The sequence below is a fragment of the uncultured Campylobacter sp. genome, from assembly GCF_937981295.1.
Classification (GTDB): domain Bacteria; phylum Campylobacterota; class Campylobacteria; order Campylobacterales; family Campylobacteraceae; genus Campylobacter_B.
The window spans coordinates 1-1,365 of sequence record NZ_CALJPC010000069.1 but is presented as its reverse complement, the minus strand read 5'-3'; the positions used below and the strand labels follow the sequence as shown (position 1 = coordinate 1,365).

Annotated in this window: 1 protein-coding gene and 1 pseudogene; both read right to left on the bottom strand. The window is 53.7% G+C overall.

From position 1 onward, the window contains the following. On the bottom strand, nucleotides 1-922 hold a 922-nt coding region (locus Q0135_RS05775; protein ID WP_297989090.1), incomplete at its 3' end, for an iron ABC transporter permease. 26 nt (nucleotides 923-948) lie between these two features. Beyond that, nucleotides 949-1,365: pseudogene (locus Q0135_RS05770) on the bottom strand (ABC transporter substrate-binding protein); the annotation flags it as partial.

The window sequence follows — 1,365 nt, the reverse complement described above, 5'->3', positions numbered from 1 at the left end:
CGATGCCGATGGGTATCTCAAAGGTAAAGATGAGCCGCGAGAAGCTGTCGCAAAAGAGCAGAAATATCGCGCCGATCATCGCCGAGCTAGCAAGCACCGCGCGGTTGTCGGCGCCGAAGATAAAGCGTGCGATGTGCGGCACGATAAGCCCGATCCAGCCGATGATGCCCGCGATCGTCACGCTAAGCGCGCTAACGAAGGTCGCGACTAGGATGATGAAAATTTTAACCCGCGCCGTGTTTACGCCCAGGCTCTTTGCCTCCTCTTCGCCAAGGCTTAGTGCGTTTAGGTATTTGCCGCTAAGCGCCAGCAGCAAAACGCCCGCGTACATCGGCAGGATCGAAATTTGAATAAAGCTTTTGGACGCAAAGCCGAGGCTTCCCATCAAAAAATAGGTGATCGCAGGAAGCGCGTCGTTCGGGTCTGCGGCGTATTTTAGCACCGAGAGTAGCGAGGTAAAGAGCGAGCCGCTGATGACGCCGCCAAGAACCAGCACGATGACGCTGCCGCTGCGTGAATACAGCGCCGAGACGCCCAGCGCCACTGCCACGGCAAGAAAACCGAAGCCAAATGTGCTAAGCTGGATTAGGTATTCATTGAGCTTAAAAAACATCCCCACCGCCGCGCCAAAGCCCGCGCCGCTTAGAACGCCCAGTATCGAGGGGCTTACGAGCGGGTTTACGAACATCGCTTGATACGCCGCACCGCTGATCGCGAGGCTAGCGCCGATGAGCACGCAGGCAAGTATGCGCGGCAGGCGAATTTCAAGCAAGAGCGTGTGCATGACCTCGAAATCTTTTAAGCTTTCGCCTCGTAGTAGCGCCAGGGCGTAGCGCGCGTAGTCCTCTGCGCCAAAGCCGTATTTGCCAAGCAGCAGCGAGCCTGCGACGCAAAGTGCCAGCAGCAGGGCCAAAAAACGCAAACGCCTTTTTGCTCATTTTTCTTTACTCACTCAGCACCTCGTCCTAAAATTTTATAAATTTGCTCGTCTGTGAGCTCAAGATCCAAAAATAGCTTGTAAAACTCGCGCGTTTCGGAAACGATGTCAAATTTAAACGCCTCGGGGTAGATTAAATTTACCAGCCATTTTAGTCCCAAAAACCTCATAAACGAAGGCGGGCGGTCAAACCACGAAAATGGCTCGCGCGGGATGTAGTAGGCTTTTTTGTTTTTTACCTCGCCCAGCAGCTGCCACTTTGGGTCGCCGTGAATTTTATCAAACAGCTCTTTTTCGTAGATGAGGATGACGTCGGGGTCGTATTTAACGAGCTGCTCGAAGCTGATCTTTACGCGTCCGAAAGATTTGGCGTTTGGATCTTCGGAGCACTTATGCACGTTCTGCGCGCCGGCTCGCTCGATGAGCGT